A 12,671-nucleotide genomic window follows, 5' to 3' on the forward strand; every position below is an offset into this window, starting at 1 on the left:
CTTTTTCTTATAGAAAGTAAAAGATAGAATGAGAGAGAGAAAAATGATTCCAAATTATGAGAGGGGAGTAAGGAGATGCAAATCGAATTTCTTGGCACTGGTGGCGCTATGGCGATCCCGCGCCCACTCTGTCAATGTGACGTGTGCAAGGAAGCAAGAGAAAAGGGACTTCCTTACAGTAGATCTGGTCCAAGCGTGTTTATTCATGGGCCCAATGTTTTGATTGATACACCTGAAGATAGTTACATGCAGTTAAATCGATCACGTATTTCAAACATTGATGGCGTCTTTTATTCCCATTGGCACCCCGACCATGTAATGGGGAGAAGGGTACTCGAAACAGTGAATGCCGATTGGATTAATCATCCTGCAAAAGGAACAACGACGGACGTTTATCTTCCAGAACAAGTAGCCATCGATTTTCAAACAAGATTAGGCACAGCTGAGCATCTAACTTTCTTTGAAAGTCAGAAGTACATATCGCTTCATGAACTGAGTGATGGAGACAAGGTGAGTCTTAATGGGGTAACGATTACACCGTTTCGCCTTTCAGAGGACTATGTTTATGCCTTTTTGTTTGAGGGGGAGGGCAAACGTATTCTCATTGCGCCTGACGAGTTATTTGGTTGGGAACCACCGGAGCTTGGAGAATTGGATGTTGCGGTGCTGCCTACAGGTGTTTGCGAATTTCACCCTCTTACTGGGAAACGTCAAATAAGCGCTGATCACCCTGTACTTAAAGAAGAAGCAACGTTTCGTCAGACGCTTGAAATCATTGAGAAGCTTCAAGTGAAAGAAGTCTTTCTAACACATATCGAAGAACCCGATCAATTAAGCTTTGATGATCTAAAACAAGTGGAAAACACCCTTCTACAAAATAAGAAGATATCCTTTGCATTCGATACGTTAATCGTTGATCTCACGTAAATAACATAGATGCCCAGTTTAGAATGTAAAACTAAAGGGAAACATTTTTCTAGAAATGAGGTGAACGTATGGAAATGTCATTTGGCTTTATTGTAAATGTGGTTATCGCCATTTTCTTATTTATAGATGCTAAGAAACGAGATAAGAGTTCCTTCTTTTGGGCCATTATCGGTTTGATATTTGGACCAATCGTACTTGGGGTTTATTTCATTCAAACAGGTAGAAAAGGAATCGGTTGGCTTATCGTTGTTCTTGCGGTGATCTGGTATATTATCGCCATCGTCTTTGGCATCCTGGCCGGAATTATTGGCCTCTTGTTTTAGTACGAACCTGAAGCCTTTGCTTCAGGTTTTTACATGAATTGGGATATTCTTTGAAAGTAATAATAGAAAAACAAGTGAGATATGTCTTAAACAATAGAGCACTTTCGGTGGATGGGCGTCATGGTGTAGAGAAGAAAGTGTAGTACACATTCACCTATCAGTAAGTTCTCGAGGGGGAAGTAATGGATGAGGAAGCAAAAGTGATCGATTGGATCACTTCCGAAGTCGAAACAGAATCATGCACCATGCAGGATTATCCAGTGTATCATTGGGGTAAACGAGTCATCGATCGAAGCGGAGATTATCTCATTGTTTACTTCCATCCGTTGCTTGAAAAAGTAGTCTATACATTCAAAGGCGTGGAGGATTGCTTTTTTATTGCTCATTGATAGGAGTATGTTTTTTGATGAAGAAGAGGTTGATTCCTTGAACGAAAAGGGGAGCGCGAATGTTGATTCGCGCTCCCCTTTTCGTTAGTTCGGCATGAGTTGAATGCTTTCTTCAATTTCTTTTGATGAGAGCAGAGAGAGTTGGTTAAGTAATTCAATTTGAAAATCTCCAGGCCTGTTTCCAACGAGATGAGCGGCTTTTTCACTAGCCACTCCATAGAAAGCAAGAACGCCATAGGCTGCGAGCATAGGGTCTGGTTCAACGGCTGCAAATGCCCCAAGCAGGGAAGAGAGAAGACATCCAGTGCCGGTTACTTTCGTTAAAATGGGATGACCATTTCCTAGTCTTATTGAAGTGTTGCCGTCTGAAATGGTATCAATTTCCCCAGTTACAATCACAACACAGCCAAACATCTTGGCAGCTTTTCTAGCAAGAGCTTCGCGATTTCCGTCCCCTTCGATGGAATCAACGCCTTTAATTGACCATGTTTTTCCTGCAACATTAGCGATTTCTGCGGCATTTCCTCGCAAATATTGAACGTCGACTTCTTTTAAAATGCGGCGAGCAGTTGACGTTCGATAAGGAGTAGCACCGGCTCCAACTGGGTCGAGTATAACAGGGGTGTTCAATTCATTTGCTGCTTTTCCTGCGAGTAGCATCGCTTCAACGGTTTCCTTTGTAAGTGTACCAATATTTAAGACGACAGCTCCAGCAATTCTCGCCATATCTGCCGCTTCCTCTCGTGCATACGCCATTACAGGGCTAGCTCCTGCGGCAAGTAAACCATTTGCAGTATAGTTCGTAACAACTGTATTCGTTATATTGTGAACGAGAGGAGAAGTCTCTCTTACTTTTGTAATTAGTTCTGCTGCGTGTTGCTTATCCATGGCGCACACCCTTTCTTGTGAATCAATGATAAGTGGTTTCATTTCCTCATTGTACCAATAAGAGGAAGAAGTGAAAATAAAAAAGAGGGGGAATGCTCCCTCATCTTCTATGGTTTTGAATACCGATTCCAGAAGCGCAGAATCCATGAAAATGGAAAAGGCAATCGATAGCCTGCTCTTTCAAGTTGTTTAAGAAGGTTAATAAAGGCACCGCCAACGCGTCGTTTTTGCTTGAGCTCTTCTTCATTTCCTTTCACTGTAATACGATACCCATCTTGAAGACCTTGCACTTTCACTTCAGAGCGTCCGAGCTTTTCACTTGTTTCCTTCATTACTTTTTCATCATTCATTTTTACTGCTCCTTTTTTTCCATAGTCGCTTCTCGAAGGTGCCTGCAAGAAGTATGACGAGTAAACTGATTCCTCCAGTAATCATAGTAGGGAGGAGTAACGATTGAATTTCAAAGGCTTCACTAATAAAGAATCCGATTAGACTGAGGCAAAAAAGGATAAATCCATAATGCTTATTCCACAACATGCTTTTTGCTTTAACTTCTCGTTGCTTCATCGATTCTTCCCATTTTCGATGTTGGTTGAACTCATCAGACAATCGGTCAAGAGGGTTTTCAATGGAAGTGATTCTCGCATAAAGTTGTTTCAAAATTTTCTTAGGATCATAGCGCTTATCAGTTGATTCTTCCCGGTTGATCCATTCCTGCACAATCGGCTTTCCTTCTTCAATTAAATCAATCTCTGGGTCCAATGTGTACAGAATACCTACAATTGTTGATATCGCTCTTCCTAGAAAAGCGAATTCACTAGGGAGTTGAATGGGCTGTTTATTCACAAGGGTTTGCACTTCTGTCAGCACTTGATCTGCCGTATCTTCATCCATCATCGTTAAATCTTGTTCGACAAATAACGTGACAAGTGTCTGGATAGCTTTCTCAATCTGACGCTTGTCTGAATTAGGAAGAAGAAACCGAAGTTCTTCAAGGGCATCCGTGACATCACGATACTGACTTAGTACGATTCCAGTAATCAGCTTGCGAATCGATAGAGCATCTCTTGCTTCAATATGACCAACCATTCCAAAATCGATAAAAACAACTGTGCTATCTTCTTGGATTAGAATATTCCCTGAATGTGGGTCGGCATGAAATTGTCCCTCTTGAAGAAGCTGTTCAAGGTAGCCCTTCAAAAGTTTACGTGCGAGCTCTTGTCGGTTTATGTCTTTTTCTTTAATGTAAGAAAGATTCGTAATCCGCGCGCCTTCCATCCACTCCATGACAAGGACTTTTTTCGTTGACCATTCAGATACGTAATTCGGTACGCGATAACCTGGGCTGTCTTTGTAACGTTCCTGGAAGTGTAGTCCGTTTTTTAGTTCCTTTTTAAAATCGAGTTCATCTTCAATCACGCTTCGAACTTCATCATAAAGTCTACTAAGATCGAGCTGTTTTCCATAAGAAGTGAATGTATCCATTAACCAAAAGACAATTCGGAGCGCTTGAAAGTCAGCTCGTATGATTTTACGGATATTTGGACGACGGATTTTGATAGCAACATCTTCACCTGATTTTAACGTTGCTCTGTATACCTGACCAATAGAGGCAGAAGCAACTGGTCGTTCAGAAAGCTGCTCAATGACATCTTCGTAATCAGATGACCATTCTTCTTCAAGAGTCTTTTTTGCTTTCTCCCAAGAGAAAGAAGGGACGCGGTCAACAAGATCTTCAATTTCTTCAAGAAAAACTCTTGGAAGAATATCAGCTCTTGTAGAGAGGAACTGTCCGAGTTTCACAAGTAATCCTTCAAGACGAATCGCTTTTTCCTTATATTCTCTCGCTTGTTTCTTTAACAGCTTCTGCCAGCGTTCCTGGTCCCATGAATGCTTGCTTTTTCTTCTGAAATGCTCGAGTTGAATGAAGAACTTAACCGACATCCAAACGATCACAATGATCCGATACAGCGAATGATATTTCATATGCGACTCCTACTCCTGAATAAATGGCGTTTAGTGTTTAACATAGCCTATTTTCGTTCATTAGAAACAATTATTACAGCTAAAGAACACATTGAAAATCCCTATCTCTACAAGAGACAGGGATGAGGATTATCTTTCCTATTACTTCAAAAGATGTTACCTATTAATAAACCTTTTTAAATAACTTTGTTAGCTCATTCGAGTGAAATCTTCATTATTTTCGTCTCTTACTGAGCCACTTTTGAATAAGAAAAGCTATGACGGCTGAAACCGCCATGATAATGATCGTCACAAGAAAAGAATTCTCTGCGCTCGTATAATTTCCAAAGCTTGTATAGGAGGGGGATTCGACTAACATTGTTAAAATGATCCCCGATAGAAGTTGTAGAAAAAAGAATAATAAAATAAAACTACTTGCAAAATACATATAATTCCTCACTTGAAAAGTTCCTTTCCGTGCTCCAAACAGCATATTTAATCAAGTTTCTCTTTACATGAGTTCGAATACCCCATTCTATTATAGGGGAGAGGAAATGTTTGTCATATGGTTTTATAAAAAATCATATATAACGACTAATCTGAGAAGGATTTCTATGTATCCACCAATTTGATAAAATCCTACTGTTTCAAGGCTTAGAAAGAAGGGAACGAACTAAATAGATTTATTATTTCTGTTTTAGGGAGGACGTTGCTGTGAAGCGAGCCATGTTGATTATTAATCCATCTTCAGGGAAAGAAAAAGCGATGAAATATGAAGATGAGGCTTTAGCCATTTTAGAACAAAACCATGTAGACGTGACGGTGAAGTATACCGAAAAAGAGGGAGATGCTGTTCGTTTTGCAAGAGCTGCTTGTGAGAATCACTTTAATACAGTTGTTGCAATGGGAGGAGATGGAACGATCAATGAGGCGGTGAACGGTTTAGCGCGTGAAACAGAACGCCCTGATTTTGGTTTCGTGCCCCTTGGAACAGTGAATGACTTTGCAAGAGCACTCAACATACCGATGCAACCTAAGAAAGCGCTAGAGGTTCTATCTGAGCAGCATACAAAACCGGTTGATATTGGACGTATAAATGATCAATACTTCATGAATGTACTTGCAGTTGGCGCCATTGCAGAAGCTGTATATGACGTTACGGCTGATCAAAAATCCAAATTTGGTCCACTCGCTTATTTAATTGAAGGTGGCAAAGCATTAAAGGATAAAACACCATTCGATTTGAATATTACATATGACGGTAAGCAATGGGATGGGAAAGCTTATTTAATGCTGATCGCGTTAACAAACTCAGTTGGAGGAATACAGTCATTCGCTCAGCATGCAGAGGTGAACGATGGCTACTTTCATGTCTTTATATTAAGAGAGTTTTCTCTACCAAAAGTGTTTAAAATCATACCAGATCTCTTCATTGGAAAGTTGCAAAATAATGCTCAAGTAGAGTATTTTCCAGCCTCGAAATTAAAAGCGGAATCGGGTCATGAACTTGTTGTAAATATCGATGGCGATGAAGGCATTCACCTTCCGTTCGAAGCAGAAGTGATGCATAACGAATTAAATATTTTTGTACCAAAAGAGTAGGGAAACCTACTCTTCTTTAGAGCTTATTAATATGAAAAAGCTTTTCCTCCTAATATTCACCTATCCAATTGCCTTGCTTCTTAATTTACAGCGATGTGAATATGTTAGTTATGATAAGTATGGGGATGAGGTGAAGGAATGGGGCAAAAGGTCTTGTTTTTTGGAGATGTAGGAATCGATGACACGGTCGCGCTTTTATTTGCTTATTTATCAGAAGGCGTGGATGTTATTGGTATTGTAGCTTGCTACGGAAACGTATCAAAAAAACAAACGACCCGTAACGTTCGCTACTTACTTGAAGAAGTTGGCCGAACGGATATCCCTGTAATGGGTGGGGCAGAAAAGCCTATGACTGGAGAGGTGCCGATTTATTATCCTAATGTACATGGGCCGGAAGGATTAGGTCCTATTACGCCACCGCCAAATGAAGCTGCCCCTTTAGAGAATTTCTTTCAAGTGATTTCAATAATTGAAGAGTATGACGACCTTGTGATTGTAAATGTTGGGAGGATGACTTCTCTTGCGACGCTCTTCCTCTTGTATCCAGATACGATGAAAGGAATTAAATCATTTTATATAATGGGCGGTGCATTTAACGTACCAGGAAACGTGACGCCGAGTGCAGAAGCTAATTTTTATGCAGATCCAGTTGCGGCAAATATTGTGATGAAATATGCTGAGCATGTTTTTTTATTTCCACTAAATGTGACGGAGCATGCGATTGTAACGCCGGGAATGGTTAATTATGTTCATGCAAAAGGGAAGGCGCCTCTTATTAAGCCACTTTTAGATTACTATTATGAGGAATTTTATAAGAAAATGGTTCCAGACATTGAAGGTAGTCCTGTTCACGATGCGCTTACGTTAATGGGGGTTGAAAAGAAGGACATTTGCACATTCTACCGCACTCGCGTAGCAGTAGAAATTACCGGAGAAGCCCGGGGCCTTAGTATTGGTGATTTTAGGAAATCCTTTGAACAAGATGAATTTGATGGAAGACCCATTCATTCAGTCGCAATATCAATGAACTATTTTGCTTTCTACCAATTATTTATGAGTACGATGACCGGAGAAACTTTCTAGAGATCTGAAACATTTCCTTGTGTTCTTTCGTAAATGGTGTAGGATAGTCTTAAAAATGAGATTTCTCTCAAACAAAGATTATACCTCTTGTGTACCTAAGCTATTATATAAACTTGGTTTCTATTGCGATCCAGGCGGTTCACCCTTATACCATGCCATCTGTTGCGAATAGGTGTAAAGATAGAGATCGCGTAACAAATGCGAGAAATGAAGAGGGTGTTGTCATTTGAATGACATTGGAAGAATGGTTCAGCAAATTGAGATATCTGGAACAGAGGTTCTTCGAAAACCAGAAGAGCTGAAGCTAATCGGTAGAGGTAGAAGTGCAGTCGTATTTAGAATACCTAATGAACAAAAGGTTCTTAAGGTTTTCTATCCTGACTGTGCTCATCTTGCTATGCAGGAAGCTTCGATTTATCAAGTACTTCAAGAAAATAACCACTTTCCTTTTTATTATGAGGGAGGAGAGGGGTATGTGGTTTTAGAATACTTGGACGGCATTACATTCTACGAGTGCTTAAGACGAGGGATTATCATCACTGATGATATGCTACTGCAGGTGGATGTGGCGCTCCAGTATGCCCGTTCTAAAGGGTTGAATCCTTCCGATACACATCTCCAAAATGTGATGCTTCTCTCGAATGGAGAAGTTCGCGTCATCGATGTTGTTCGCTTCCGTCAATCAAAGGAGTGTACGCACTGGGATGACTTAAAGATGGCCTATGATCGCTACTACCGACGTCGCTTCTTTCCGAAGAAATACCCCGTTTGGTTTATCGAGATGATCATTCGTCTCTACCGTAAAGGCTTCATCAAAATGAATGAAAGGAAGTGATGATCGATCATGCAGCAATCACGATTGTTTCGATTCTTTATTTGGCTCCTCCTTATTTTTACAGTGATTTGGGTAGGGAGTAAAATCGAATTTATTTTTCGTCCACTTGTGATACTTGTAACAACTTTAGCATTCCCAATCATCGCTGCAGGGGTGTTTTATTATATTCTTAGACCTGTTATCGCCCTTTTAGAAAAGTGGAAAATTCCTAGACCGCTTGGTATTCTCCTTGTCTATCTTGCCCTTGCTGGTGGTGTGACTGGTTTAGTTCTGAGCATTGGTCCTGTTCTAGTTGATCAATTTAATAGTCTTGTCCAAGGTGCACCGACCCTTATCAATGATCTACAAAAGGCGACCAATGAATGGCAAAGCAACCCATACATAGCGAGAATTCTTCAAAGTGAAATGGTTGATATCCAGGAGTTAACGGATCGTATATCTGGTTCTATCGGAGAAATTAGCTCCTCTTTCGGAAACTACATTTTCTCCATATTAAATGTTGTGACGAATGTATTAGTAGGAATTGTGCTTCTTCCTTTTATTCTGTTTTTTATGTTGAAAGACGGGAAGAAATTGATGCCTTCTTTACTTAGCGTTGTGCCTCGAGCTCATCGAAAAGAAGGGGCGAAAATACTAGAAGACATGGATGATGCGTTAAGTGGCTTTATTCAAGGCCAGCTGATTGTAAGTATCTTTATTGGAACCTTTGTTTACATTTGGTACGTTATTATTGATCTTGATTATGCCTTAATTCTAGCGCTCATTGCCCTGTTCCTTAATGTTGTACCGTTTATCGGTCCTATCATTGGGACGGCACCTGGGGTTATTGTAGGATTAATTCAATCACCGCTTACTGCTCTATGGGTTGTTCTTGGTGTGATCGTAATTCAACAAATAGAAAGTAACCTTGTTTCACCTCTTGTGATGGGAAGAAAACTTGATATCCATCCACTAACGATTATTTTATTACTATTGGTTGCCAGCAGTCTCGCTGGATTCCTAGGACTCATTCTTGCGATTCCAACTTATGCGGTGTTAAAAGTAATCTTTACACATACGTATCGATTAATTAAACTGCAGCAGCGGGGAAAGCATGCAACGAATAAATCATAAAGAAAGAACAGGCACTCCAAATATGGAATGCCTGTTCTTTTTCTTATTCAATGACGCGTATTTTAACATCTTTTCGTCCCCAATTGAGGGCGGCTTGCTGACTTGGAATAAACACATCAATACGATTGTGATTAATATCGCCACCAATGTCTGCAGCAATGGCAGTACCATATCCTTCAACTTCCACAATGGAGCCAAGTGGAATCATATCCGGATCAACGGCGATCACTTTGGCGTCCGGGTATTTGTCTAAATTGATTCCCATCTTAGTCACACCGGAACATCCGGTGCAATCGGCTGTATATGCGGTGCTTTCTGCCGTGAATTCTTTCCCTGCAGCTGAACCTGGTGCAGCCATTTGATCTAACGCTCTACGTGTGGATGGCCCTGCAATCCCATCAGCTGAAAGGCCATTGTCTCGTTGGAATTCCTCTACAATTGTAGCTGTACCTGAACCATAAATCCCATCTGCATCGCTCTCATATCCCGCTTGATTAAGCTGGCTTTGTATATGTATGACTTGTTTTCCAATGTCTCCACGTCTTAGGACTTGAAGGGCCTGTTTTGTTTCTGGTCCTGCAATCCCATCTACTTGGAGATTGCGATTCATCTGAAAATTCTTCACGGCTTTTTCAGTGATCTCTCCGTAATAGCCTGTTGCAGTGTGGTAGGGGAATAGCCCTTTCGTCATAAGATAGTCTTGCAGTTCCTTAACTTCTCCACCTGAGTCGCCTTGTTGGTTGACAGAATCAAATGCTGCAGAAGCAAATGAAGGCGTGGCTACAAAAATGATGCTAGAAATAAGTAGCGCTGCTACGAGTTTCATTTTGTGTTTCATCTTTATTCCTCCTTGAATGATTGTCCTCTACAAGAGACAGCATTCGGAGGAAAAGGAGTCTATTCGACGATTTTGATCAAATACCCGACGATATGATTAGAAAAAGACCAAATTATGGAGCAGAAAGAGTGAAGAAAAGAAGGATGCTGTTTGAAAAGCCCTCGTCAAATTGATCGTTGACTCTTCATCAATAGAGATGGAAAATAGAATAGTTAGTGAAATCGGTTCTTTCAGAAAGGAGATACATTTCTAGTGAAAGCTCTTGAAAGAAAATGGATTCATCTTATCAATATTATTCTTGGAGTCATTATTGTTCCATACTCTATTTTAGAACTCCTCGGTGTTTTAAAGTTAGTTGAAAATAATAACTATCTGTTCGTTCCAATCGGATTATTTGTTCTTTGGATCGTTCTTTATATCCTCCAAATTAAGAAGAAAAACACTCTTCTTGTTATGAGTGCCATCTTTCTCAATGTGTTCTATTTGTTTTTCATTATCCCTCAATTGTTATATTAGAAAATTTTCTGGATTCTTCAAACCCATGAATACTTTTCTGAACATCGGGTATTGTACTAAAGTGGTCATAAAGACTAACAAGTACTTAGAAGATAAAGGAGAGGAATTCATATGACTAAAGTATTAATGGTCGTAACAAATCATACAGAAATCGATTCAGATCACAAAACAGGACTATGGCTTGAGGAGTTCGCTGTCCCTTATAACATCTTCAAGGAAAAAGGGTATGACATCAAAGTCACTTCCATTCAAGGTGGCGAAGTAGAGCTTGATCCAAATAGTATCCCAGAAGAAGATCCGAAAGAATGGGAAGACGCTCAAAACCAACTGAAAAATACAACTAAGGTAACAAAAGAAGATGCAAATAACTTTGACGTTGTCTTTCTACCGGGCGGTCACGGAACGATGTTTGACTTCCCTGATAGCGAAGTTCTTCAACATATCCTTCAGGAACAAGCTGAAGCAGATAAAATTATCGGATCCGTTTGCCACGGTCCAGCAGGACTTGTGAACGTAACTTATAAAGACGGTACACCTCTTGTAAAAGGGAAGAAAGTAAGTGCCTTTACTGATTCTGAAGAGCGAGAAATGGGGCTTGTTGAACAAATGCCATTCTTGCTTGAAACCAAATTACGTGAAAAAGGTGCTAACTTTGAGTTAGGCGAGAACTGGTCAGTTTATACCGTTCGTGACGGTAATTTAATTACAGGACAAAATCCACAATCAAGTGAAAGTGCTGCAAATAAAATTATTGAAGCGATTGAAGGCAAATAAAGAAAAGATAAAATGATTGAGCTTAATGCTTATCATTAACTGATACGAAAGAAGGGGGCGGACCAGTAAAGGTCTGCTCTTTTTCTTTATTACCCTTTCTCTTAAAGAGGAACTGAGTGATAATATGTAGAATGATAGAAGAATAGGATGATGAACTTGAAATTTATTTTATCTCACCCATTTATCAAGGTAATTCGAAAAATGGAACGTACGGAACAGAAAACGCTAGAGCAGGAGCACGATTTAGAACTATATGAAGATCGGATAGTTGTTGGACATAAACATTTTGCGATCAAAGATGTCTTTGATATGTCCTATCGATTTCAATCGACGCTTTATGGTTTTTTATATCTTCATACAAATAGTGGTGTTGAATCATTTATTATCAAAAAGGATCCCACTGTTTTTATTAATGAATATCGCAAGCTTGTGTAAGGAATAGCGTAGCGTCTTAAGAAATAGTGTAGAGAAGGAAGTCAGATTTCTTTAGAGATAAAGGTGATTGAAGAAGGAGGCGAAATAAGATGGGGATTGAGAAAACGGTTGTTCTATCAAACGGTGTTAAAATGCCTTATCTTGGTTTTGGTGCTTTTAAACTAAAAGGGGAAGATGCCTACAGCGCTGTTAAAGTTGCCATTGAAACCGGGTACCGCGGCATTGATACAGCTTCCTATTATGAGAATGAAGAAGCAGTAGGTCGTGCGATTAAGGATTCAGGAATTCCACGCGAAGAGCTGTTTATTACTTCTAAAGTTTGGAACGATGAACAGGGCTATAATGCAACGCTTGCTGCTTTTGAAAGATCGTTGGAACGATTGAGCACTGATTATCTTGATTTGTATTTAATTCACTGGCCAGTTCCTCACTTATTTCTTGAAACATGGCAAGCGCTAGAGAAGCTCTATCATGAAGGAAAGGTATGTGCTATTGGTGTTAGTAACTTTGAGACGCACCATCTAGAAGCCATTTCTCGTATCTCAACCGTCAAACCTGTTCTCAATCAAATTGAGTTACACCCTGAGTTAATACAGGGTGAACTAAGAGATTACTGTCGATCAAAAGGAATTCAGGTCCAGGCATGGTCACCGTTAAAACGAGGTCAGGTGTTAAAGAATCCGGTGATTCAAGCAGTTAGCGAACGTTATGGTAAAACACCTGCACAAATAGTTCTTAGATGGTGTCTTCAGCATCAGATTTTGTTGAATGTGAAGTCCTCCCATAGCGAGCGGATTAAAGAGAATGCAGCTATTTTTGATTTTAATTTAACTGATGAAGAGATGCTTTCCATCGATTCTCTTCATTCTGACAGCCGTATAGCGCATCATCCTGATAACCTGGACTTTTACGAAAGAACGGTGCCAGGTTTTAAGAAATCTGAATATACTTCTTCCTAAAAAAGACGCCTATAAAGGCGTCTT

16 protein-coding genes are annotated in these 12,671 nt (G+C 40.0%); 11 read left to right on the forward strand and 5 right to left on the reverse strand.

What is annotated here, in order from left to right; all coding sequences use genetic code 11:
* Nucleotides 1-75: 75 nt before the first annotated feature.
* The 3 genes from AC0VYH_RS07630 (at nucleotide 76) to AC0VYH_RS07640 (ending at nucleotide 1,639) form a co-directional block, all read left to right on the forward strand.
* Nucleotides 76-927, forward strand: coding sequence for an MBL fold metallo-hydrolase (locus AC0VYH_RS07630; protein WP_475373609.1), 852 nt, complete (start codon nucleotides 76-78; stop codon nucleotides 925-927).
* A gap of 68 nt (nucleotides 928-995) precedes the next feature.
* Entirely contained in the window at nucleotides 996-1,250 is a 255-nt protein-coding gene (locus tag AC0VYH_RS07635) for a hypothetical protein (RefSeq protein ID WP_475367068.1), read from the forward strand.
* 182 nt (nucleotides 1,251-1,432) lie between these two features.
* Complete coding sequence (locus AC0VYH_RS07640) at nucleotides 1,433-1,639, forward strand: hypothetical protein (RefSeq protein ID WP_194221010.1); 207 nt, start codon at nucleotides 1,433-1,435, stop codon at nucleotides 1,637-1,639.
* Nucleotides 1,640-1,723: 84 nt separating this feature from the next.
* On the opposite strand, the gene thiM is transcribed toward AC0VYH_RS07640, so the two are convergent.
* From thiM to AC0VYH_RS07660, 4 genes are all read right to left on the reverse strand, one after another.
* Complete coding sequence (gene thiM / locus AC0VYH_RS07645) at nucleotides 1,724-2,527, reverse strand: hydroxyethylthiazole kinase (protein WP_475367069.1); 804 nt, start codon at nucleotides 2,525-2,527, stop codon at nucleotides 1,724-1,726.
* 107 nt (nucleotides 2,528-2,634) lie between these two features.
* Complete coding sequence (locus tag AC0VYH_RS07650) at nucleotides 2,635-2,877, reverse strand: hypothetical protein (RefSeq protein ID WP_475373610.1); 243 nt, start codon at nucleotides 2,875-2,877, stop codon at nucleotides 2,635-2,637.
* Nucleotides 2,870-4,513 (reverse strand): ABC1 kinase family protein, encoded by a 1,644-nt coding sequence (locus AC0VYH_RS07655; protein WP_475373611.1) that lies wholly within the window; start codon nucleotides 4,511-4,513, stop codon nucleotides 2,870-2,872. Before AC0VYH_RS07655 ends, AC0VYH_RS07650 begins: the two co-directional genes overlap by 8 nt.
* A gap of 214 nt (nucleotides 4,514-4,727) precedes the next feature.
* Nucleotides 4,728-4,952 (reverse strand): hypothetical protein, encoded by a 225-nt coding sequence (locus AC0VYH_RS07660; protein WP_475368789.1) that lies wholly within the window; start codon nucleotides 4,950-4,952, stop codon nucleotides 4,728-4,730.
* Between the two features lie 254 nt (nucleotides 4,953-5,206).
* On the opposite strand from AC0VYH_RS07660, the gene AC0VYH_RS07665 reads away from it, so the two are divergent.
* The 4 genes from AC0VYH_RS07665 to AC0VYH_RS07680 all read left to right on the forward strand — a co-directional run bounded on the left by AC0VYH_RS07665 (nucleotide 5,207) and on the right by AC0VYH_RS07680 (nucleotide 9,125).
* A complete protein-coding gene (locus tag AC0VYH_RS07665; protein ID WP_475373612.1) occupies nucleotides 5,207-6,094 on the forward strand; it encodes a diacylglycerol/lipid kinase family protein in 888 nt (295 codons plus the stop codon).
* Between the two features lie 138 nt (nucleotides 6,095-6,232).
* On the forward strand, nucleotides 6,233-7,177 hold the full coding sequence (locus tag AC0VYH_RS07670; RefSeq protein ID WP_475367073.1) for a nucleoside hydrolase: 945 nt from the start codon (nucleotides 6,233-6,235) through the stop codon (nucleotides 7,175-7,177).
* A 226-nt stretch (nucleotides 7,178-7,403) separates the two neighbouring features.
* Complete coding sequence (locus tag AC0VYH_RS07675) at nucleotides 7,404-8,012, forward strand: serine/threonine protein kinase (protein ID WP_475367074.1); 609 nt, start codon at nucleotides 7,404-7,406, stop codon at nucleotides 8,010-8,012.
* Nucleotides 8,013-8,021: 9 nt separating this feature from the next.
* A complete protein-coding gene (locus AC0VYH_RS07680) occupies nucleotides 8,022-9,125 on the forward strand; it encodes an AI-2E family transporter (RefSeq protein WP_475367075.1) in 1,104 nt (367 codons plus the stop codon).
* A gap of 43 nt (nucleotides 9,126-9,168) precedes the next feature.
* Here AC0VYH_RS07680 and AC0VYH_RS07685 read toward each other — a convergent pair whose 3' ends face one another.
* The gene (locus tag AC0VYH_RS07685; protein WP_430242351.1) at nucleotides 9,169-9,963 is read right to left on the reverse strand and encodes a peptidoglycan-binding protein; all 795 of its coding nucleotides are present in this window, start codon (nucleotides 9,961-9,963) and stop codon (nucleotides 9,169-9,171) included.
* A 252-nt stretch (nucleotides 9,964-10,215) separates the two neighbouring features.
* Here AC0VYH_RS07685 and AC0VYH_RS07690 point away from each other — a divergent pair, with 252 nt between their 5' ends.
* The 4 genes from AC0VYH_RS07690 to AC0VYH_RS07705 all read left to right on the forward strand — a co-directional run bounded on the left by AC0VYH_RS07690 (nucleotide 10,216) and on the right by AC0VYH_RS07705 (nucleotide 12,647).
* Complete coding sequence (locus AC0VYH_RS07690) at nucleotides 10,216-10,479, forward strand: hypothetical protein (protein ID WP_475367076.1); 264 nt, start codon at nucleotides 10,216-10,218, stop codon at nucleotides 10,477-10,479.
* Between the two features lie 111 nt (nucleotides 10,480-10,590).
* Entirely contained in the window at nucleotides 10,591-11,253 is a 663-nt protein-coding gene (locus AC0VYH_RS07695; protein ID WP_475367077.1) for a type 1 glutamine amidotransferase domain-containing protein, read from the forward strand.
* 156 nt (nucleotides 11,254-11,409) lie between these two features.
* Nucleotides 11,410-11,688 (forward strand): hypothetical protein, encoded by a 279-nt coding sequence (locus AC0VYH_RS07700; RefSeq protein WP_226612359.1) that lies wholly within the window; start codon nucleotides 11,410-11,412, stop codon nucleotides 11,686-11,688.
* An 89-nt stretch (nucleotides 11,689-11,777) separates the two neighbouring features.
* On the forward strand, nucleotides 11,778-12,647 hold the full coding sequence (locus tag AC0VYH_RS07705; protein WP_475367078.1) for an aldo/keto reductase: 870 nt from the start codon (nucleotides 11,778-11,780) through the stop codon (nucleotides 12,645-12,647).
* Nucleotides 12,648-12,671: the final 24 nt, after the last annotated feature.

This window comes from Anaerobacillus sp. QJM3NY_32 (assembly GCF_056173645.1).

Coding starts and splice junctions, on each gene's coding strand:
- AC0VYH_RS07630 (WP_475373609.1), top strand. CDS start 76: ATGCAAATCGAATTTCTTGGCACTGGTGGCGCTATGGCGATCCCGCGC.
- AC0VYH_RS07635 (WP_475367068.1), top strand. CDS start 996: ATGGAAATGTCATTTGGCTTTATTGTAAATGTGGTTATCGCCATTTTC.
- AC0VYH_RS07640 (WP_194221010.1), top strand. CDS start 1,433: ATGGATGAGGAAGCAAAAGTGATCGATTGGATCACTTCCGAAGTCGAA.
- thiM (WP_475367069.1), bottom strand. CDS start 2,527: ATGGATAAGCAACACGCAGCAGAACTAATTACAAAAGTAAGAGAGACT.
- AC0VYH_RS07650 (WP_475373610.1), bottom strand. CDS start 2,877: ATGAATGATGAAAAAGTAATGAAGGAAACAAGTGAAAAGCTCGGACGC.
- AC0VYH_RS07655 (WP_475373611.1), bottom strand. CDS start 4,513: ATGAAATATCATTCGCTGTATCGGATCATTGTGATCGTTTGGATGTCG.
- AC0VYH_RS07670 (WP_475367073.1), top strand. CDS start 6,233: ATGGGGCAAAAGGTCTTGTTTTTTGGAGATGTAGGAATCGATGACACG.
- AC0VYH_RS07680 (WP_475367075.1), top strand. CDS start 8,022: ATGCAGCAATCACGATTGTTTCGATTCTTTATTTGGCTCCTCCTTATT.
- AC0VYH_RS07685 (WP_430242351.1), bottom strand. CDS start 9,963: ATGAAACACAAAATGAAACTCGTAGCAGCGCTACTTATTTCTAGCATC.
- AC0VYH_RS07695 (WP_475367077.1), top strand. CDS start 10,591: ATGACTAAAGTATTAATGGTCGTAACAAATCATACAGAAATCGATTCA.
- AC0VYH_RS07705 (WP_475367078.1), top strand. CDS start 11,778: ATGGGGATTGAGAAAACGGTTGTTCTATCAAACGGTGTTAAAATGCCT.